Source organism: Ruegeria atlantica (assembly GCF_013032455.1).
GTDB lineage: Bacteria > Pseudomonadota > Alphaproteobacteria > Rhodobacterales > Rhodobacteraceae > Ruegeria > Ruegeria atlantica_B.
In genome coordinates this window covers 468,928-486,614 of sequence record NZ_WQCF01000002.1, presented here as the reverse complement: position 1 = coordinate 486,614, position 17,687 = coordinate 468,928, and the positions used below count along the sequence as shown (strand labels likewise).

At 55.6% G+C, this 17,687-nt stretch carries 22 protein-coding genes; 12 read left to right on the top strand and 10 right to left on the bottom strand.

Features of this window, described 5'->3' with window-relative positions:
- The 3 genes from trxA to GOW93_RS06435 all read left to right on the top strand — a co-directional run bounded on the left by trxA (position 1) and on the right by GOW93_RS06435 (position 1,154).
- Positions 1-375: a thioredoxin gene (trxA, locus tag GOW93_RS06445; protein WP_368039644.1), complete on the top strand. Its 375-nt coding sequence runs from the start codon at positions 1-3 to the stop codon at positions 373-375.
- Between the two features lie 69 nt (positions 376-444).
- A complete protein-coding gene (locus GOW93_RS06440) occupies positions 445-795 on the top strand; it encodes a Lin0512 family protein (protein ID WP_170382357.1) in 351 nt (116 codons plus the stop codon).
- Positions 792-1,154 carry a Lin0512 family protein gene (locus tag GOW93_RS06435; RefSeq protein ID WP_170382355.1) on the top strand — a complete coding sequence of 121 codons (363 nt, stop codon included), beginning with the start codon at positions 792-794 and terminating at the stop codon, positions 1,152-1,154. Before GOW93_RS06440 ends, GOW93_RS06435 begins: the two co-directional genes overlap by 4 nt.
- Positions 1,155-1,210: 56 nt before the next feature.
- Here the strand turns inward: GOW93_RS06435 and GOW93_RS06430 are convergent, their stop codons facing one another.
- Entirely contained in the window at positions 1,211-1,405 is a 195-nt protein-coding gene (locus tag GOW93_RS06430) for a DUF1127 domain-containing protein (RefSeq protein ID WP_170382353.1), read from the bottom strand.
- Between the two features lie 197 nt (positions 1,406-1,602).
- On the opposite strand from GOW93_RS06430, the gene hslV reads away from it, so the two are divergent.
- Positions 1,603-2,154 (top strand): ATP-dependent protease subunit HslV, encoded by a 552-nt coding sequence (gene hslV / locus GOW93_RS06425; protein ID WP_170382351.1) that lies wholly within the window; start codon positions 1,603-1,605, stop codon positions 2,152-2,154.
- A 96-nt stretch (positions 2,155-2,250) separates the two neighbouring features.
- Here hslV and GOW93_RS06420 read toward each other — a convergent pair whose 3' ends face one another.
- Together GOW93_RS06420 and GOW93_RS06415 are read right to left on the bottom strand one after the other, a co-directional pair.
- On the bottom strand, positions 2,251-3,492 hold the full coding sequence (locus GOW93_RS06420; RefSeq protein ID WP_170382349.1) for an MFS transporter: 1,242 nt from the start codon (positions 3,490-3,492) through the stop codon (positions 2,251-2,253).
- A gap of 106 nt (positions 3,493-3,598) precedes the next feature.
- On the bottom strand, positions 3,599-4,000 hold the full coding sequence (locus tag GOW93_RS06415) for a DM13 domain-containing protein (protein WP_170382347.1): 402 nt from the start codon (positions 3,998-4,000) through the stop codon (positions 3,599-3,601).
- Between the two features lie 200 nt (positions 4,001-4,200).
- Between GOW93_RS06415 and hslU the strand changes: the two genes are divergently transcribed.
- The 3 genes from hslU (at position 4,201) to GOW93_RS06400 (ending at position 7,919) form a co-directional block, all read left to right on the top strand.
- On the top strand, positions 4,201-5,508 hold the full coding sequence (hslU, locus tag GOW93_RS06410; protein ID WP_170382345.1) for an ATP-dependent protease ATPase subunit HslU: 1,308 nt from the start codon (positions 4,201-4,203) through the stop codon (positions 5,506-5,508).
- A gap of 99 nt (positions 5,509-5,607) precedes the next feature.
- The gene (locus GOW93_RS06405) at positions 5,608-6,702 is read left to right on the top strand and encodes an alpha/beta hydrolase (RefSeq protein ID WP_170382343.1); all 1,095 of its coding nucleotides are present in this window, start codon (positions 5,608-5,610) and stop codon (positions 6,700-6,702) included.
- Positions 6,699-7,919: an MFS transporter gene (locus GOW93_RS06400; RefSeq protein WP_170382341.1), complete on the top strand. Its 1,221-nt coding sequence runs from the start codon at positions 6,699-6,701 to the stop codon at positions 7,917-7,919. The genes GOW93_RS06405 and GOW93_RS06400 overlap by 4 nt, the downstream gene beginning before the upstream one ends.
- Here the strand turns inward: GOW93_RS06400 and GOW93_RS06395 are convergent.
- The 3 genes from GOW93_RS06395 to GOW93_RS06385 are packed head-to-tail and all read right to left on the bottom strand — an operon-like array spanning position 7,916 to position 10,199.
- Positions 7,916-8,503: a Smr/MutS family protein gene (locus tag GOW93_RS06395; RefSeq protein ID WP_170382339.1), complete on the bottom strand. Its 588-nt coding sequence runs from the start codon at positions 8,501-8,503 to the stop codon at positions 7,916-7,918. The genes GOW93_RS06400 and GOW93_RS06395 overlap by 4 nt on opposite strands.
- Positions 8,503-9,543: a murein transglycosylase A gene (mltA, locus tag GOW93_RS06390; protein ID WP_170382337.1), complete on the bottom strand. Its 1,041-nt coding sequence runs from the start codon at positions 9,541-9,543 to the stop codon at positions 8,503-8,505. Before mltA ends, GOW93_RS06395 begins: the two co-directional genes overlap by 1 nt.
- A complete protein-coding gene (locus tag GOW93_RS06385; protein WP_170382335.1) occupies positions 9,540-10,199 on the bottom strand; it encodes a Tim44/TimA family putative adaptor protein in 660 nt (219 codons plus the stop codon). The genes mltA and GOW93_RS06385 overlap by 4 nt, the downstream gene beginning before the upstream one ends.
- A gap of 107 nt (positions 10,200-10,306) precedes the next feature.
- Here GOW93_RS06385 and GOW93_RS06380 point away from each other — a divergent pair, with 107 nt between their 5' ends.
- Positions 10,307-10,804, top strand: a complete 498-nt coding sequence (locus tag GOW93_RS06380; RefSeq protein WP_170382333.1) for an FxsA family protein — start codon at positions 10,307-10,309, stop codon at positions 10,802-10,804.
- 54 nt (positions 10,805-10,858) lie between these two features.
- A complete protein-coding gene (gene secB, locus GOW93_RS06375; RefSeq protein ID WP_170382331.1) occupies positions 10,859-11,356 on the top strand; it encodes a protein-export chaperone SecB in 498 nt (165 codons plus the stop codon).
- Between the two features lie 28 nt (positions 11,357-11,384).
- Here secB and dnaQ read toward each other — a convergent pair whose 3' ends face one another.
- The 4 genes from dnaQ to GOW93_RS06355 are packed head-to-tail and all read right to left on the bottom strand — an operon-like array spanning position 11,385 to position 14,119.
- On the bottom strand, positions 11,385-12,107 hold the full coding sequence (gene dnaQ / locus GOW93_RS06370; protein WP_170382329.1) for a DNA polymerase III subunit epsilon: 723 nt from the start codon (positions 12,105-12,107) through the stop codon (positions 11,385-11,387).
- Positions 12,100-12,693, bottom strand: coding sequence for a dephospho-CoA kinase (coaE, locus tag GOW93_RS06365; RefSeq protein ID WP_170382327.1), 594 nt, complete (start codon positions 12,691-12,693; stop codon positions 12,100-12,102). The genes dnaQ and coaE overlap by 8 nt, the downstream gene beginning before the upstream one ends.
- Positions 12,690-13,523 carry a shikimate dehydrogenase gene (locus GOW93_RS06360; protein WP_170382325.1) on the bottom strand — a complete coding sequence of 278 codons (834 nt, stop codon included), beginning with the start codon at positions 13,521-13,523 and terminating at the stop codon, positions 12,690-12,692. Before GOW93_RS06360 ends, coaE begins: the two co-directional genes overlap by 4 nt.
- The gene (locus GOW93_RS06355; protein WP_170382323.1) at positions 13,520-14,119 is read right to left on the bottom strand and encodes a Maf family protein; all 600 of its coding nucleotides are present in this window, start codon (positions 14,117-14,119) and stop codon (positions 13,520-13,522) included. The genes GOW93_RS06360 and GOW93_RS06355 overlap by 4 nt, the downstream gene beginning before the upstream one ends.
- A gap of 404 nt (positions 14,120-14,523) precedes the next feature.
- Here GOW93_RS06355 and GOW93_RS06350 point away from each other — a divergent pair, with 404 nt between their 5' ends.
- The 3 genes from GOW93_RS06350 (at position 14,524) to mnmE (ending at position 17,684) form a co-directional block, all read left to right on the top strand.
- On the top strand, positions 14,524-14,973 hold the full coding sequence (locus tag GOW93_RS06350; protein ID WP_170382321.1) for a CopD family protein: 450 nt from the start codon (positions 14,524-14,526) through the stop codon (positions 14,971-14,973).
- Between the two features lie 122 nt (positions 14,974-15,095).
- Positions 15,096-16,367 (top strand): transcription termination factor Rho, encoded by a 1,272-nt coding sequence (gene rho, locus GOW93_RS06345; protein ID WP_170382319.1) that lies wholly within the window; start codon positions 15,096-15,098, stop codon positions 16,365-16,367.
- A 30-nt stretch (positions 16,368-16,397) separates the two neighbouring features.
- Positions 16,398-17,684, top strand: a complete 1,287-nt coding sequence (gene mnmE, locus GOW93_RS06340; protein ID WP_170382317.1) for a tRNA uridine-5-carboxymethylaminomethyl(34) synthesis GTPase MnmE — start codon at positions 16,398-16,400, stop codon at positions 17,682-17,684.
- The last annotated feature ends 3 nt before the right edge of the window (positions 17,685-17,687 follow it).

The window sequence follows — 17,687 nt, the reverse complement described above, 5'->3', positions numbered from 1 at the left end:
ATTGTCCCGACCCTACGTTCAGTTCCCGAGTTTACCCCATTCAGGAGACAGAATATGTCGACCGTAGCCGTAACCGACGATACCTTTGACGCCGAAGTCAAGAATTCCGACATCCCAGTTGTTGTCGATTTCTGGGCCGAATGGTGTGGCCCCTGCAAGCAGATTGGCCCCGCTCTGGAAGAGCTGGCCGCTGAATACGGCGACAAGGTGAAAATCGCCAAGGTTGATGTGGACAGCAACCCGAACTCGGCCGCCGCCATGGGCGTGCGCGGCATTCCGGCGCTGTTCATCTTCAAGGATGGCCAGGTTGTTTCGAACCGCGCAGGCGCGGCCCCGAAAGCGGCGCTGCAAAGCTGGATCGAAGAATCCATCTGATCGGATGTGATCAGAAAACATCGAAGGCGCCTGACATCGGGCGCCTTTTTTTGTTCTGAGGAGGATCAGATGGCAAAAACACGGGTTCTTGTGGAATTCGGAATGGGCACGTCGCTGCGTCGTGAGGCCTATACCGAGGCCGCGTTGCGAGCGATCAAAGATGCACTGTGGCATAACTCGGTCAACATGGCCGAGCTGTTCGGTTTTCCGAAAGAGGCTATGATCATCGACGCTGAGATCGGTGTGCAGAAACCCGATCAGGTGGATCGGGACGCGCTGAAAGCCATTTTCCCTTATGGCCAGCCGAATATCACCGTCACGCAAGGTGGGCTGGATATCGAAAAGCCGCATACCGATGGTCGCACCGTCATCGCAAATGCCGCCATCATCGTCTCATTCGACATGGAGCCCGTGACATGACCGAGAAACGAATAATTCTGGAAATGGGCACCGGCAACGACCTGTATGGGCAGGATTACACAAAGGCCGCGCAGAGGGCGGTGCAAGACGCGCTGCATCATTCGTCGATCACCCTGTTTTCAAAGCTGGGCATCGACCATGCCGAGATGCGCGTGCAAGTGACGATTGGCGTGCAAAACCCGGATCGCGTGGATTGCGACTTGGTCGCCGCCGATCTGCCCCGTGGTCGTGCCGAGGTTCGGGCTGTCAAAGGTGGGCTGGATGTCGAGGATACTGAAGCTGGTACAGTGCACGTGGTTGCGACTGCCGCTATCGAGGCCTTCCTGCCGGATCTCGCCGGTCAATACAAACTGACCTGACAAAGAAAAAGCCGCTCGGACGAGCGGCTTGCTTTCTTCTTCGCACTGTTAGCGGATTAGACGTCGCTGATGTCCGCACGGCACAGGCCGATATCGTCCAGCTGTGCGTCGCTCAGTTCCGACAGGACCTTGCGAGTTTTGCGAGTTTCATTCCACGCGACCGCATTGTCATAGATTGCGTAGAACGTGTCCACTACGTGCAGGATGGTAGCTGCTCCGAGCGGCGCATGGATATTTGCAGTGGTTGCCATTTGCGCATTCCTTCAAACAGAAACAGCCGACCCTTCGTCGGTTGTGAGCTTCATTTAGGACCAACAGCCGAGTCTCACAATTGCTAGTCCGGTAACCCCGAATTGCGATTCTTGCATATCTTTTAAGCAGCTTGTGACCTGTTGCGCTGCGGGCGGGTCCGGCCCATATAGGGTGCCAGCGAAGAATGGAGGCCCTGATGGCAGACAGCGATTTTCCCGGTTGGCATGGCACAACGATCATTGGCGTCAAAAAGGGCGGCCAGGTGGTGATTGCCGGCGACGGACAGGTCAGCCTGGGTCAGACCGTAATCAAGGGCACCGCCCGCAAGGTGCGCCGCCTGTCCCCCGGCGGGTTCGAGGTTGTTGCCGGTTTCGCCGGATCGACCGCTGATGCGTTTACTTTGCTGGAAAGGCTGGAAGCCAAGCTTGAGGCCACACCGGGGCAACTGGCCCGTGCCTCGGTCGAGCTGGCCAAGGATTGGCGCACCGACAAGTACCTGCAAAAGCTTGAGGCGATGCTGATCGTCACCGACGGTAAAGACCTACTGGTGATCACCGGGGCAGGGGACGTGCTGGAACCGGAACACAACGTGGCAGCCATTGGATCTGGTGGGAACTTTGCTCTGGCTGCGGCCCGCGCGATGATGGACAGCGACAAACAGGCCGAGCAGGTTGCGCGTGAGGCGATGGCGATTGCCGCCGATATCTGCGTCTATACCAACGGTAATCTGACGGTTGAGACGATCTAAGACGATTTGCGTTTATCTAAAAACACATCATCGAAATACGTGTTCGACCGAAGGGAGAGGCAGCGTATTTCGATTCAAATCAAACGAAAAACTGTCTCAGGCTAGCAGCGCCTTTATTTCTTTTCCTTTCCAGCGCAGATGCATGCCGATCAGACCCATGATCGCGGCAATGATCACGATGTAATAAGGCACGCGGATGTCGATGCTCATCAATCCGCCGCCTACCAAGGACATGACCCCTCCGGCCAAACAGAAAACAGCGGTGGTAACGCCCATGACCCAACCTTGGTCGGCCTCACTGACGGATGATGAAAACAGGCCCAGCATGGTCGGGTAGGATACGCCAAAGAAGAAGTAGAAGAAGAACACCGGAATATAGCTCAACACTCCGCTGGGACTGAAGGCGAAGGCAAAGCCACAGACGACCATTGTGACCAGCGAGGTATAGATTATCTGGTGTTTACTGAACCGCTGCTGCGCAGGTTTCACAAGGAAGGTACTGGAGAACGCCAGCGCAAAACCGATTGTCACCATTGCCATGCTGCCACCGATCACGCCGTATCCCCATGCGCTGGTCAAGAAGTTGTCGACGAAGACATAAAACGTGACATTAGCGATCATGAATAGTGCATAGACCGGCAGGATTTTCAGAACCATCGGATGTTCACGCACCGCGATCAGACTGTCCGTGATATCGCGAGGACGGAACACAAAAGGTTCACGTTCGGTGCGCGTATCCTTGAAGAAGGTCATCACAAGGAAGATGGCAATCAGCACCAGAACGAAAGCCCCATAAAAGGGCGTTTTCAACGTTGCAAAGCTGCCCAGCAGGGCCGCATCTGAAAGGACGGCCCCGATAATCGGGCCCCCGACCAGGCCAAAGCTGACACCGGTCACGATGTAACCCATATTGCGGTCCCGGTCGGCAGCGTCGGTACTACCGTCAATCATCGCCGCCTGTGCGATCGGCTGATTGCCAGCAGTAAACCCCGTGATCGAGCGGCCAATGATCAGCAGCAGCAGACTGTTCATGTAAAGTGATGCGATAGTCAGGGCATAACCGACAAGCGCTCCGCCCAGACAAACCAGCAACGCATTTTTGCGCCCTATGGAATCCGAGACTTTCGACACGTAAACCACGCCCAGAAACCAGGACAGAAAAAAGCACCCGATCACCAGCCCATAAAAGAAATGGCGGCGGCCCACAGGCGTGCTGTCGGGCAGAAATCCGGATTTAGTTTCCATTATGAGGGAATTGATGATGGGAAAAACCAACCCTTGCCCGATCAGGTCTACAAACACCACGAACAGCAAGGTGATTTTGGCAATCTTCGTCATAAAATTCGCCCTCGGTTCCAATGCCTTGGGGCGAGTGTAGCAGACAGGCGTTGCGTCACCTAATGCCAAGTCAGAGGCCGGGCGAACCGGCCTCTGACCAGTAGAATTATTTCAGCGATGCAACACCCAGCGGGACACCGGCGACCTCGCACCAGATGTACACTTCGTTGTAGCCCGACACATCCATGGTCGGCGGCACGGCATAAGACTGTTTGCCGGTCAGGTTCAGCAGCGCGCCCAGTTTGCTGTCGGGGGCGTAGGTGCCGTCCTTACCAAAGGCCACGCGGGGATCGGGGCCGCCATCCAGCGAGAAGTCGTCGCCCAGCTCTACGATGTAGCGCTCGCCATCCTTGACCAGTTTCACCGAGCCGCTGGTTATGTGGTTCGAACGGCCCTCGAACGTGCCGTTCTTTTTGGCGCCGCCAGCCAAAGCAGTGGTGGTGCCGGCCAAGGTCAGCGCCGCACCGGTGGCAGCAGCTTTCACGAAAAGCGAACGACGAGTCATCATGATGAGGTATCTCCAAAAAATTGTCGCGGGCTAGGGTGCCCATCGCCGCAAGTTATGCCGCAGGCAATGGTCACAAAGCGATTCACATCATGGCGAAAACCCGTGTGCGTTCCGTGAGATGTCGTGATGTTGTCGTGATCGGCTTGTGTTTTCGCTCGGTATGATTAGGTTCCGCTGCGAAACAGACGGATAGATTTGACATGACCGACCTGACCCCGCGCGAGATCGTCTCGGAACTGGACCGCTTTATCATCGGGCAGAAAGACGCCAAGCGTGCCGTGGCCGTGGCGCTGCGCAACCGCTGGCGGCGCAAGCAATTGGCCGATGACATTCGGGACGAGGTCTATCCCAAGAACATCCTGATGATTGGCCCCACCGGCGTCGGCAAGACCGAAATCAGCCGCCGTCTGGCCAAGCTGGCCCGCGCACCTTTTATCAAAGTCGAAGCGACCAAGTTCACCGAGGTCGGTTATGTGGGTCGCGACGTGGAACAGATTATCCGCGATCTGGCCGATGCGGCCATCATCCAGACCCGCGAATACATGCGCGAAGACGTCAAGGCGCGTGCTCATCAAGCCGCCGAAGATCGGGTGATTGCTGCCATTGCAGGCGAAGACGCCCGCGAAGGCACGCGCGAGATGTTTCGCAAAAAGCTGAAAGCAGGTGAACTGGACGACACAGTGATCGAGCTGGAACTGTCCGACAGCTCAAACCCGATGCCAATGTTCGACATTCCCGGGCAGCCCGGCAGCCAGATGGGGATGATGAACCTAGGTGATATCTTTGGCAAAGCCTTTGGCGGACGCACTGTCAAGAAACGCATGACCGTCGCAGAAAGCTACGACGCACTGATCGGGGAAGAGGCCGACAAGCTGCTGGATGATGAAACCGTCAACCGTGTGGCGCTGGAGTCGGTCGAACAGAACGGTATCGTGTTTCTGGACGAGATCGACAAAGTCTGCGCGCGCACAGACGCACGCGGTGGCGATGTCAGCCGCGAAGGGGTGCAGCGGGACCTGCTGCCTCTGATCGAAGGCACCACTGTTTCAACCAAGTACGGCGCGGTGAAAACCGATCATATCCTATTCATCGCATCTGGTGCGTTCCACATTGCCAAACCGTCAGACCTGTTGCCGGAACTTCAGGGCCGTCTTCCGATCCGCGTGGAACTGCGCGCCCTGACCGAAGAAGATTTCGTTCGCATCCTGACCGAAACAGACAACGCCTTGACCCGCCAGTACACCGCATTGATGGGAACAGAAGAAGTCACCGTCAGCTTTACAGATAACGGCATCGCTGCGCTGGCGCGTATCGCTGCTGACGTGAACCAGAGCGTCGAAAACATCGGTGCGCGGCGGCTGTACACTGTGATGGAGCGCGTGTTCGAAGAGCTTTCATTCACCGCACCCGATCAGGCCGGAGCCGAGATCACGGTAAACGCGCAGTTTGTAGAGGACAATCTGGGCGAACTGACCAAATCAACTGACCTGAGTCGTTACGTCCTGTAACCTTTTCAGCCAGATTTCGCTGCTGTTCTGACCCTATGTCGCTGGACGTGGGGTCAGAATTCGATAGCTTAGCGCAAAAGGGCTCAAGGACCCCACGCGATGCGCTATCTAATCATTTTATTAGTGTCCCTTTCATTGGGCGCCTGCGTTGACAGGTCCGTATCTGAAATTGTGCCATCCGCTGCATCTGTTGGAACACCTAAAACGGTGTTTGCCAGTACAACCCGTGCTCGTGAGGCAGACGGGACTTATGGATTTCAACGCGGCGAAAAACTGAGGTTTCTGGAAACTACGGTATCCATACCCCCAACGCATACGCCCGGAACCCTTCAGTTTTCATATGCGAACCCGAATCCGAAAAAAGAATTCGTCCTTGCAAATGTGACCGAACTGGACGGGCCACAGGGGCTGCACGAGCATCTGCGCGGTCAAGACGACGTCACGATCTTTGTGCACGGCTACAACTCCACCCAAACAGAAACCATATTCCGTGCGGCTCAACTTTCCCACGACATCGGCATTCCGGGTTCTATTCTGGTTTATTCCTGGCCCAGTCGCGCGACCGGATTTGGATATGCTTACGACCTGGACAGCATGCTTTTCGCCCGCGATGGTCTGGAACAGACCATTCGTGAATTGAAATCCATGGGCGTCAAACGGGTTCTTCTCGTTGCACATTCCATGGGCAGCGCCCTTTCAATGGAGGTGATGCGCCAAGCGGAACTGCAGGAACCTGGATGGGCTAACAGAAACATTGAAGGTGTGGTTCTGATCTCTCCCGATTTGGATGTGGATCTGTTCCGGTCACAGATGGGACGGATCAATAACCCGCCTGACCCATTCATTGTCATGGTTTCACAAAAGGACAAGATTCTGAACATATCATCCCGCCTTCGTGGTACGGATGAAGGAGAGCGGCTGGGCAACATCAGCTCGATTGAGACATTAAAGGAATTCCCGATCAACGTGATCGACACGACTGCATTTAACAGCGATGCTCAATCTTCGCATTTCGTTGCAGCGACGTCTCCGGCTCTGCTGGCAATCCTTAGCTCGGTCCGCCGTGTCACAAATACGTTCGGGCCAGATGAAAAAACCCTCGACATTCTGGTTCCGCCTGACGAACGCAACCCTGTCGGCGCAACCGAAATCGTCTTGACGGAAACCGGGCAGGCGCAGGTTTCAACTCCGTGACGCAGTACAAACTGCTTGGTTTCCTTTACCAGAACGCCTCATGGCTGAGTGCCGGTGTTTTGTTGACCTTCCTGTCTAGTTTTGGCCAGACATTCTTTATCTCGATCTTCGCTGGTGAAATCCGCGCGGCCTATGGGCTAAGCCACGGATCATGGGGCGCAATCTATTCACTGGGCACTACCCTGTCGGCCGTTGTGATGATCTGGGCAGGAGGGTTGACTGACATTCTCCGCGTGCGGGTATTGGGCCCAGTGGTGCTGGCTGGATTAACACTTGCCGCGCTAGCCATGGCGCTGAACAGCTGGGTATTTCTGTTGCCTCTGGTGATTTTCCTGTTGCGTTTGTTCGGGCAAGGGATGAGCACCCATCTTGCTTTGGTCGCCATGGCGCGCTGGTTCACCGCAAACCGTGGCAAAGCGCTGTCGATTGCCTCAATCGGCTATGCGTTTGGCGAGGCGCTGCTGCCGCTGGCCTTTGTTGCGGCGATGGTTTTTCTGGATTGGCGCTGGCTTTGGGTTGTCGCAGCGGGCATCGCTGCTTTGGGTATTTCCATACTGATAAGGTTCTTGCGTCAGGAAAGAACGCCACAAAGTCTTGCGGCCAGGTATTCGTCTACCGGCATGCAAGACCACCATTGGACACGACGCGAGGCGCTGCTGCATCCATTGTTCTGGTTCATGATGCCCGCTGTTCTGGGTCCGTCAGCCTTTATCACCGCCTTTTTCTTTCATCAGGTTCATCTGGCAGAGGTTAAGGGCTGGCTACATATCCAACTTGTAGCGCTTTTTCCCGTCTACACAGGTGTATCACTGATTTCGATGTTCGCCGCAGGCTGGGCACTGGATAAGTGGGGCACGGCACGTCTGATGCCATTTTATCAACTGCCAATGGCGCTTGGTTTTGTCATCTTGGCCATATCATCAACCATTGGTGGCGCTACAGTCGGCCTGGTTTTCCTGGGGCTGACAGTGGGTGCCAACAGCACTTTACCAAGTGCATTCTGGGCCGAGTTCTACGGCACACAGCATATCGGCGCAATCAAGGCGCTGGCCACGGCGGTCTTAGTTCTTGGATCTGCCATTGGACCCGGCCTGACCGGAGTTCTGATCGACCTGGGTGTCCCGCTTAGCACGCAGTTTCTTTGGATTGGTGGTTTTTTTGTTGGAGTCTGCGTGCTGGTCTGGACAGGTGTTTCCCGCGCAGAGCGCAGCCTTTAGCGAATACGGCGAAGATAGACGTAATAGGCGCCGTCACCACCGTGACTGACATGCGCTGGCGTAACCTGCATAACCGCTTGCGCCAATGGTGGGATCGTCAACCAATGTGGAACCTGATTGCGCAGAATACCACGCGGGGTCGGGATTGGGCCGGGTTCGTCCCTGTCCTTTCCCTTGCCTGTCACCACAAGGACCAACCGTTTGCCCTGCGCCTGAGCTGTCAGAACAAAACGGATCAACGCCGGATGTGCTGCATCAACCCGCATTCCATGCAGATCCAACTTGCCTTCCGGCTTCAGCTTACCACGCTTCATCCGGCCAAAGGCCTTGCTGTCCATCTGAACCGGCGCATTGCGTAGCGTATCTGTTACCGATGGTTTCAGATCGTTGAGCTTTGTCTTTGGTTGATGTGACTGGCCCAGCTCGAACGCTTCAAAACGGGGTTTTGGTGCCTTTTTGGGCTTGGGTTTGGGCAAAGGCGTTGGATGTACCGTTTGCGGTATCTCGGGATGCATGCGCTCGGCCTGTTTGGCGACCTTGCGCCATAGCTCGATCTCTTCAGCGGTCAGTTTACGGCGAGACATCAATACTCATCCGTGATCAAGGCATAGGCGCGTTGGATTGGCAGCAAGACCACCATTCGGCCCGGATCTTTCAGACGCCCGGCCGCCTGACCGGCACTGTCGCCGGTGCCGAAAAAGATGTCGGCCCGCTGCGCACCTTTGATGGCAGCACCAGTGTCTTGCGCAATCATCAGCCTGCGCATTGGATCCTTTCCATCTTTCTCAACCCAAACCGGAGCCCCCAGCGGCGTGTAGGATGGATCGGCCGCGATACTGCGCATGGTAGTAACGGACCTATTCATCGCCCCCAACGGCCCAAACTCGGGAGCGACGCGCGTGACCTCGCGGAAAAACACATAGGAGGGGTTGTGAAACAGCAATTCAGCCCCGGCTTCGGGGTTCTTACGAACCCAAGCACGGATCATCTGGGCGCTGACCTCATGCGCGCCCAAAGCGCCGCGGCGGATCAACTCGGCCCCGATTGAACGATAAGGATGTCCATTCGCGCCGCCATAACCCACACGCAACGCGCCGCCATCTGGCAGGCGAATACGGCCCGAGCCCTGAATCTGCAAAAAGAACAACTCAACCGGATCATCGACCCAAGCGATTTCAAGCCCCCGGCCCGTCATGGCATCGGTAGACAGGATTTCTCGGCGGCTGAGCCACGGACCTTCGGCCCGTGCCTCGGGCGGCATTTTGTAGATTGGGTATTTGTATCGATCCGTCCGGGTGCGTGATCCGTCCAGTTCGGGTTCAAAATACCCGGTGAACAGCGCATCCTTTCCGTCCTCGACCAGAACCGGACGGAAGAACAGCTCAAAGAACGACCGCGCCGCGTCGACCTTATAGGTCCGGGCAACGCTGCATAAGGCACGCCAGTCCGGGTCGCTCAGATCGCCACATGTGTTCAGAAAAACTGAAAGGGCCGCCCCGTGATCATCGGCGGCCCAGTCTTCAAGGTCGTCAAACGACAGGATAGAGCGCGTCGCCTCAGCTCCGGCGGCACTTGCGGTGGTCATCGCGCCCACCAGTAAGAGCGACCGGAGTGCGGCAATCATGCGTCCGTGGCAACAAGCAGCCAGTTCGGATCGTCCGAGCCCATGACACGGGCAAAGGTCCAGCTGTCCTTTTGGCGTTTGACGGTATTTGGGTTGCCTTCGATGATGTCGCCGCCACGATCCCGAACAACCGAGGTCAACTCACCCACGAATTTCATGGTAATCTCGGCCTGATTGGTATCCTTGTCGAACTTCGCATCAGTCAGCGCTGTTTCGCGCACACCGATGAACTCGGCCTCGATGGTCAGGCCCTTGTCTTCACGGTCTGCAACGACAGAGACAAATGTGTCGAACACCTCTTCGGACAGGAAGGGCTGGATCTCGTCCAGATTTCCTTTTTCGAACCCCATGACAATCATCTCATAGGCGCCACGCGCACCCTGCACAAATTCACTGACGGAAAAGCTGGGTTCAATCCGCTTCATCGCGGCCAGCGTCTGTGCCTGTTCGCTGTCTTCGGCGACATGGTCTGTAATGTCGTGATCCGGGCCGCCGTCGATCACCTCGAACCCGCGGCGGGCACTGTGCCCTTCGGGTTGTTGCTGAACAGGAGGTTTCTCAAAACCTTCACGCGTGCCCAGCACACTTTTCAGGCGCAGGATCAGGAAAACGGCTATTCCGGCAAGGACCAGCAACTGGATCATCGGTTCGTTCATTTCATCCTCTTTTCAGACCGCGACTTTGTATACGCGGCCTCATGCCACTATGTAGGTGACAGTTCGTGGCAAGTCCACTGCCCGACCTCTGGTAAAGGATAACGCAAATGTACCTGTTCTTGGCATTTTTATTGGTCCCGATCATCGAGATTGCCCTGTTCATTCAGGTGGGTGGCCTGATCGGGTTGTGGCCCACGCTGGCAATTGTGGTGCTGACGGCCGTTCTGGGCACCGCATTGGTCAGGACACAAGGTCGCATGGCGCTGGCCGATCTGCAGCGATCTTTTGCCGAACTGGATGACCCGACCGAGCCGCTGGCTCATGGCGCAATGATCCTGATGTCTGGCATGTTGCTGCTGACGCCCGGATTTTTCACCGACGTGGTTGGATTTGCACTCCTTATTCCCGGCGTTCGAATCTCGGTCTTTCGCTATCTGAAATCCAGAGTGAAGATCACTCAATTCCAAATGGGCACTGGATCGCAGTTTCAATCAGGATCGGCACCGTTTGGCGATGACGTGATCGATGGCGAATTCACCGAGGTAAAGCCACGCCAAAACCCGGCGAAACCGTCGAAATGGGTCGAAGGACCGCACCAGCATTGAGGTACCGCGTCCAACTTGCTAAGCAATGGCGGATTTTATTTTTGGAGTAGTTCCATGGCCGAAGAAAACGCTGCAGAAAACACTGCGGCCCAAACCGCCCCTCAAGTTCAGATGCGCGTTCTGGGACAATTCATTCGCGATTTGTCCTTTGAAAATGTAATGGCGCAAAAGGGCGTATCCGGGGACGTACAGCCCGAGATTGCAGTTCAGGTAAACCTGGATGCGAAAAAGCGTAAGGTAGAACATCAGTACGAAATCTCGATAAAACTGAATCTGACGTCCAAAGCCAAAGGCATGGAAGACGTCCTGTTTCTGTGCGAGATCGACTATTGCGGTCTGTTCCACGTGGAAGGCGTTGCCGAAGATCAACTGCATCCGTTCCTGCTGATTGAATGCCCGCGGATGCTGTTCCCGTTCCTGCGCCGCATCGTCAGTGACGTCACCCGCGACGGTGGTTATCCGCCGGTCAATCTGGACAATATCGACTTTGTTGCACTGTATCGCAACGAGTTGATGCGCCGTCAGGCCGAAGCTCAGAAAGCGCAAGCTTAATAAGTCTGACCCGCGCTGGGTTAGTTTCTCAGGCGCGGGTCCACAGGGCATTCTCGCCCAGTTTTTCTACAAACGCCTCATGCGCAGAACGCTCTTCTTCGGTGATCTTCGACGCCAACGGGGTTGGGCGCGCTGTTGGGCGCCAGTCGTCCTGGCCACCCGCACCCGAGGAAGCAGCAGACGACAGGCCAAAATCCGGTTGCCGACCCCCGATCAGTTCCAGATAGACCTCGGCCAGAATTTCCGAGTCGAGCAAGGCTCCGTGCAGCACCCGGTTCGTATTGTCGATGTTAAATCGCCGGCATAGCGCGTCTAGTGACGCGGGCGAACCCGGAAACCGTTTGCGCGCAATCGCCAGCGTATCCAGCGCCTGATCCATGGGGATCTGGGGCAAACCCATCCATCTGAGTTCCGCGTTCAGGAATTTCATATCGAAGGATGCATTGTGGATCAACAACTTTGAATCCTTGATGAAATCAAGAAATCCCTGACCCACCTTGGCAAAGACCGGCTTGTCCTTCAGCGTGACCTCGCCTTTTTCTGCCGGGCGCGGGCTCTCCAAAAGGTCGGGGCCGATGCCGTGCACGCCAAACGCCTCTTCAGGCATGGACCGTTCGGGGTTGATATAGACGTGATAGGTCTCGCCCGTGGCCACGTGGTTCCACAACTCAACCGCGCCGATCTCGACAATCCGATCGCCGCTTTCTGGGTCGAACCCGGTGGTTTCGGTGTCGAGTACAATCTCACGCATCTGCCATCCCCGCCCGTATCTGCCTGACCACATCCTGCACCTGCGCACGGGCATGGTCCAGAGTGTCGGTAACGATCACATAATCCGACCGCGCGCATTTCTCATCATTCGGCATCTGCTTGGCGCGGATATGTTCGAACTGCGCCTCGGTCATCGTACCGCGCTCCATCACCCGGCGCTTTTGTTCATCGGCGGGAATCGAGACGCAGGCAACGGCATCCATCGCCGCATCGCCACCGGTTTCAAACAGCAAGGGAATATCGAACACCAGAATATCCGCCGAGGCCTGTTCCCGGAACACAGCACGATCAGCGGCTACCAGAGGGTGCACGATGGCCTCGATCTGTTCCAGTGCAGATGGGTCCTGCACAATGATCCGTTTCAGCGCATCACGACTGACGGTATCCTCGACAATCGCCTCAGGAAAGGCCTCGCGCATGGGCTCAACTGCGGCTCCTTCCCTTGAATAGAGTCTATGTACGGCCGCATCGGCATCCCACAGTGCGCAGCCTTCCTGAACGAACATCTGCGCCGTAGTGCTTTTGCCCATCCCAATCGAGCCTGTCAGGCCAAGCGCAAAACTCATCCCAGAACCGCCGCGCGTAGATCGTCGGTCACCTCGGGGCGGATGCCGAACCAGCGTTCAAATCCAGGTGCAGCCTGATGTAGCAACATACCCAACCCGTCGACCGTCGTGCAGCCCGCCTCGTCCGCCGTTTTCAGCAAATGTGTTTGCAGCGGGGCATAGACCAAATCCGTAACCACCGCGCCAGACTGCAACCCATCCAGTGGCACCCGTAGTTCAGGCTGGCCCTGCATACCCAGAGAGGTAGTGTTGACAACCAGTTCAGCCTCTTCAACAGAATTTCCAGCCTGAACCCAATCCACCACGGTAATGCGTTCTCCGAATTCCTCTTTCAGCTGCTCTGCCCGCTCTCGCGTACGGTTGGTCAGCATAACTTTCGGTACGCCAGCCTCAAGCAACCCTTGAAGAACCGCCCGCGCCGCGCCGCCTGCGCCAAACACCACTGCTGGTCCGTCTGATGGCACCCAGTCCGGCGCGCCGCTATGCAGGTTCTGCATAAACCCGTAGCCATCTGTGTTGTCCGCATGGATTGAGCCGTCGTTCTGAAACACCAATGTATTGGCAGCACCAATCAACTTGGCCCGCTCAGATACATGGTCTGCAATCCGCAGCGCAGCCTCTTTATGGGGTACTGTCACATTTACGCCCACAAAACCCGCTTTGGGTAAAGTGCGCAAAACAGTCTCAAGATCCGCAGGCGCAACATCCATAGGAATGTAATGTCCGGACAGCCCATAGCTTTTTAGCCAGTGCCCATGCAGCTTGGGCGATTTGGAATGTGCAATCGGATGCCCGATCACCCCGGCCAGCGGAATATGATTATGCGTCATTGGTCGATCACCCCTTTGACAGCCAGATAATTGAGCAGTTCCAACAGGGGCATACCCAAGACATTAAAATAGTCTCCGTCAATGGTGGCGAACAGGCGTACGCCTTCCTCTTCCAGCTTATAAGCACCCACCGCATGGCGGATGCTGTCCCAGTTGCGGTTGATATAATCGCGCAGATACGCATCCGAGCTCATCCGCATCCGCAGGCGCACTTGCCCGACGTGACGCCAGATCGGCTCTCCATCCTGATAGATCACCGCAGCAGACAACAGCATATGCCGCTTGCCCCGCATCGCCTTGAGCTGCCCCAGCGCATCCTCGGGTGTTTCAGGTTTCGACAACAGTTGCCCGTCAAAGTCCAACACCTGATCGCAGCCCAGAACCATCGCCCCAGGATTTTTATCGCTAACTTTGCGAGCTTTCATCTCGGCCAGTGCATCAGCAATATCACGGGGAGATGCCTCTCCGGCCAACAGTGCGCGTTTCATGGTATCCTCATCCACGCGCGCCACCTGAACGGAAAATGGCACGCCTGCGTTTTCCAGCAGCTGTGCGCGAATAAATGACCCCGAGGCCAGGATGATGGGGACAGACATGTGGACAACCCCGTGTGCAAATCGTTGAGCGTTACTGGACGGTTTGTATGGTTTTCAGATTGACACGCAACCCCGGGATTTTCGCCCAAAACTTCCCTGAGTCGCTCAAACCCTGTCCATCCGGGACAAGGATAAGTCTAACGACATGGATAACCCAGCATTCCGGGTTTACCCAAAGAGTTATCCTCATAGATATTCTAGTTATTACCGCACAACACATTGTTATAAAACAAAAAATAATGAAATTCACAGAATCACCTGAAAATCACGGAACTCTTTCCACCTGGGGAAAAAGCATGTGTAAAAAAGTAATCCACGGATTTTGTTCGCCCTACAAAACCATCTTCCTTTTTCTTTTCTTATTTTTTTATTAGGGAGAGTTCCGAACAACGCCCGGAGCCAGAATGACTGATCTGCTTTTCACGATTTACCCGTGGGTGAAGTCTTTACACATCATGGCCGTGATCTCGTGGATGGCAGGGCTGTTCTATTTGCCCAGGCTGTTCGTCTATCACGTAGAAAAGGCACAGGCGGTAGACGGGGCCGAAACCATCTTCTTTGAAATGGAAGACAAGTTGCTGCGTGTGATCATGCGACCAGCGATGTACGTGGCATGGGTTTGCGGGCTGATCATGGTGTTTACGCCAGGCATCGTAGGATGGGACTGGTCCTGGCCCTGGGTCAAGGGCGCCGCTGTGCTCGGGATGACCTGGTTCCATCATTGGCTGATGGCACGGCGCAAGGACTTCTTAGAGGGCGAAAATAAGCTCACTGGGCGGCAATATCGCATGATGAACGAGGTTCCGACCATTCTGATGGTTGCCATCGTTCTGGCGGTCGTTCTGAAGTTCTGAAGGCCTGTTTGACTCCGAAGGCTGCCGCGCTTATGTAGGGATCAACACGCCCGTCCGGGCGGCGTATTTTCCGTACTGAAATTCCACTTCAAGCCGCACAGTCAGCGGTGAAGGTATGTATCATGTCCACTGAATCCCTGAATCTGGCCGACCTGAAAGCCAAAAGCCCCAAAGATCTTCTGGCGATGGCCGAAGAACTGGAGATCGAAAACGCCTCGACCATGCGTAAAGGCGAGATGATGTTCCAGATTCTGCGCGAACGCGCGGATGAAGGCTGGACCGTTGGCGGCGATGGCGTGCTTGAGGTTCTGCAGGACGGCTTCGGTTTCCTACGCTCACCCGAAGCGAACTATCTGCCGGGCCCTGACGACATCTATGTTTCTCCGGACATGATCCGCTTGCACTCGCTGCGCACCGGCGACACCGTTGAAGGTGAGATCAAAGCGCCGGACGAGAATGAACGGTACTTTGCGCTGACCAAGGTCACCAAGATCAACTTCGAAGATCCCGAAAAAGCCAAGCACAAGATCCTGTTCGATAACCTGACGCCTCTGTACCCGGATGAACGTCTGAAGATGGAGATCGAAGATCCCACCATCAAAGACAAGTCGGCCCGTGTGATCGACCTTGTGTCGCCCATCGGTAAAGGCCAGCGGTCGCTGATCGTGGCCCCGCCGCGGACCGGTAAAACCGTGATCCTGCAGAACATCGCGCACTCTATCGAACAGAACCACCCCGAGTGCTACCTGATCGTCCTGCTGATCGATGAACGCCCCGAGGAGGTGACGGACATGCAGCGCTCGGTGAAGGGCGAGGTTGTGTCCTCGACCTTTGATGAACCGGCGACCCGCCACGTGGCTGTGTCGGAAATGGTCATCGAAAAAGCCAAGCGTTTGGTCGAACATAAACGAGATGTTGTTATCCTTCTTGACTCAATCACAAGACTTGGTAGAGCCTTTAACACTGTGGTCCCATCTTCGGGTAAAGTTCTGACCGGTGGTGTAGATGCGAATGCTCTGCAACGGCCAAAGCGGTTCTTTGGTGCGGCGCGTAATATCGAAGAGGGTGGCTCGCTGACCATCATCGCCACCGCCCTGATCGACACCGGCAGTCGGATGGACGAAGTGATCTTCGAAGAATTTAAAGGCACCGGTAACTCTGAAATCGTTTTGGATCGCAAGATTGCAGACAAGCGCGTGTTCCCGGCGATCGACATCCTCAAGTCCGGTACCCGGAAAGAAGACCTGCTGGTCGACAAGGGCGATCTGGCCAAGACCTTCGTTCTGCGCCGCATCCTCAACCCGATGGGTACCACCGACGCAATCGAATTCCTGTTGTCCAAGTTGAAACAGACGAAGACAAATGGCGAGTTCTTCGATTCGATGAACACCTGACACAGGTCTAAACTGACGCGAGGCCTTCGAATGGATACGATATTCGCCTTGGCCAGCGCGCAAGGCAAAGCAGGGGTGGCGGTCATCCGCCTCTCTGGTCCTTTGGCGCATTCTGCAGCGGCTGATCTAACAGACGGCCCGCTGCCAGCCCGCGGTATGCGGGTTCGATCTTTGTATGCGGATGATGGATCGCGCCTGGACGATGGGCTGGTTTTGACGTTTCAAGCGCCGGCGAGTTTCACCGGTGAAGATGTCGCTGAGCTTCAGATTCACGGAAGTACGGCTGCGATCAATGCTGTGATGCGCTGTTTGTCGGACACAGATGGTTTGCGTTTGGCGGAACCTGGAGAATTCACACGGCGCGCGCTTGAGAATGGCAAAATGGACCTGACGCAGGTTGAAGGACTTGCTGATCTGATTGATGCGGAAACCGAAGCGCAGCGCAAACAGGCCCAGACCATTCTGGCTGGCGAACTGGGCGGCTTGGCGGAGCGTTGGCGTCGTGATCTGATACGGGCGGCATCATTGCTGGAGGCGGTCATTGATTTTGCCGATGAAGAAGTGCCCACAGATGTCACGCCTGAGGTTCGGAACTTGATTACCGGAGTCATGCAAGATCTTCAGCGTGAGGCAGATGGCGTCAAGATCGCTGAACGTATTCGTACTGGATTTGAGGTTGCAATTGTTGGTTTACCTAACGCGGGTAAGTCTACCTTATTGAACGCACTGGCAGGGCGGGAAGCAGCGATTACCTCAGAATACGCGGGAACGACACGAGACGTGATCGAAGTTCGTATGGATCTTAGCGGTCTACCCGTCACTTTGCTGGACACAGCTGGGTTGCGTGAAACTGAGGATCACGTTGAAAACTTGGGAATCGAACTGGCCCGAAAACGCGCTGATGCGGCTGATCTGCGCGTGTTTCTAACAGAGAATCCAAAAGAGCTGAGTGTTCCTATGGTAGATGGGGATATTCAACTTTTGCCGAAATCTGATCTTCGTGATGGCGCCGAAGGCGGTGTTTCTGGGAAAACTGGTCAAGGGATTGATCAGCTAATTTCCCATATATCGCGTGAGTTAGCTAATAGATCTACTAGCCATGGTATCGCAACGCGAGAACGGCATCGCGTCGCGCTAAATGACGCCAGCTCGGCGCTAGCCGATGCAATGACGGTTCTGGAATCAGGACCGGACTTGTATGATATCGCGGCAGAAGAGCTACGTACGGCGATCCGCGCACTTGAAACATTGGTTGGTAGAATAGGGGTCGAGGACCTGTTGGATGAAATATTCTCCAGTTTCTGCCTTGGGAAATAAGGA

Coding starts and splice junctions, on each gene's coding strand:
- coaE (WP_170382327.1), bottom strand. CDS start 12,693: ATGAGTTTTGCGCTTGGCCTGACAGGCTCGATTGGGATGGGCAAAAGC.
- GOW93_RS06405 (WP_170382343.1), top strand. CDS start 5,608: ATGCGCTATCTAATCATTTTATTAGTGTCCCTTTCATTGGGCGCCTGC.
- GOW93_RS06360 (WP_170382325.1), bottom strand. CDS start 13,523: ATGACGCATAATCATATTCCGCTGGCCGGGGTGATCGGGCATCCGATT.
- GOW93_RS06350 (WP_170382321.1), top strand. CDS start 14,524: ATGACTGATCTGCTTTTCACGATTTACCCGTGGGTGAAGTCTTTACAC.
- GOW93_RS06415 (WP_170382347.1), bottom strand. CDS start 4,000: ATGATGACTCGTCGTTCGCTTTTCGTGAAAGCTGCTGCCACCGGTGCG.
- GOW93_RS06355 (WP_170382323.1), bottom strand. CDS start 14,119: ATGTCTGTCCCCATCATCCTGGCCTCGGGGTCATTTATTCGCGCACAG.
- mltA (WP_170382337.1), bottom strand. CDS start 9,543: ATGATTGCCGCACTCCGGTCGCTCTTACTGGTGGGCGCGATGACCACC.
- hslV (WP_170382351.1), top strand. CDS start 1,603: ATGGCAGACAGCGATTTTCCCGGTTGGCATGGCACAACGATCATTGGC.
- GOW93_RS06435 (WP_170382355.1), top strand. CDS start 792: ATGACCGAGAAACGAATAATTCTGGAAATGGGCACCGGCAACGACCTG.
- GOW93_RS06440 (WP_170382357.1), top strand. CDS start 445: ATGGCAAAAACACGGGTTCTTGTGGAATTCGGAATGGGCACGTCGCTG.
- rho (WP_170382319.1), top strand. CDS start 15,096: ATGTCCACTGAATCCCTGAATCTGGCCGACCTGAAAGCCAAAAGCCCC.
- hslU (WP_170382345.1), top strand. CDS start 4,201: ATGACCGACCTGACCCCGCGCGAGATCGTCTCGGAACTGGACCGCTTT.
- mnmE (WP_170382317.1), top strand. CDS start 16,398: ATGGATACGATATTCGCCTTGGCCAGCGCGCAAGGCAAAGCAGGGGTG.
- secB (WP_170382331.1), top strand. CDS start 10,859: ATGGCCGAAGAAAACGCTGCAGAAAACACTGCGGCCCAAACCGCCCCT.
- GOW93_RS06395 (WP_170382339.1), bottom strand. CDS start 8,503: ATGTCTCGCCGTAAACTGACCGCTGAAGAGATCGAGCTATGGCGCAAG.
- dnaQ (WP_170382329.1), bottom strand. CDS start 12,107: ATGCGTGAGATTGTACTCGACACCGAAACCACCGGGTTCGACCCAGAA.
- GOW93_RS06430 (WP_170382353.1), bottom strand. CDS start 1,405: ATGGCAACCACTGCAAATATCCATGCGCCGCTCGGAGCAGCTACCATC.
- GOW93_RS06380 (WP_170382333.1), top strand. CDS start 10,307: ATGTACCTGTTCTTGGCATTTTTATTGGTCCCGATCATCGAGATTGCC.
- GOW93_RS06420 (WP_170382349.1), bottom strand. CDS start 3,492: ATGACGAAGATTGCCAAAATCACCTTGCTGTTCGTGGTGTTTGTAGAC.
- GOW93_RS06385 (WP_170382335.1), bottom strand. CDS start 10,199: ATGAACGAACCGATGATCCAGTTGCTGGTCCTTGCCGGAATAGCCGTT.